Source organism: Streptomyces sp. DH12, assembly GCF_020873895.1.
Lineage (GTDB): Bacteria > Actinomycetota > Actinomycetes > Streptomycetales > Streptomycetaceae > Streptomyces.
Map to the genome: position 1 here is coordinate 1 of NZ_JAHWGT010001119.1, position 447 is coordinate 447.

Below are 447 nucleotides of genomic sequence, written 5' to 3' on the forward strand. Positions count from 1 at the left end.
GTGGAGAGGTTGCGCTGCTGCTCGTCGAACGGGTTGTGGCTGTCCTGGTAGAACGTGGACAGCGCGGAGACCACCGAGGACAGCATGGCCATCGGGTGGGCGTCGCGCGGGAAGCCCCGGTAGAAGTTCTTGACGTCCTCGTGCAGCAGGGTGTGCTGCGTGATGTCGTCCTTGAAGGCGGCCAGCTGGTCGACGGTCGGCAGCTCACCGTTGATCAGCAGGTAGGCGACCTCAAGGAAGGTGGAGCGCTCGGCCAGCTGCTCGATCGGGTAGCCGCGGTACCGGAGGATGCCGGCCTCGCCGTCGAGATAGGTGATCGCGGATTTGTACGCGGCGGTGTTGCCGTAGCCGCTGTCCAGCGTCACCAGACCGGTCTGGGCGCGGAGCTTCCCGATGTCGAAGCCCTTGTCACCGACGGTGCTGTCGATCACCGGGTAGGTGTACTCG

The 447-nt window shown here is 65.3% G+C and carries 1 protein-coding gene; it reads right to left on the minus strand.

The window, feature by feature from the left end; all coding sequences use genetic code 11:
* Positions 1–447, minus strand: a 447-nt coding sequence (locus tag LPA54_RS38825; protein WP_306806632.1) for a citrate/2-methylcitrate synthase, incomplete at both ends; no start/stop codon positions are given.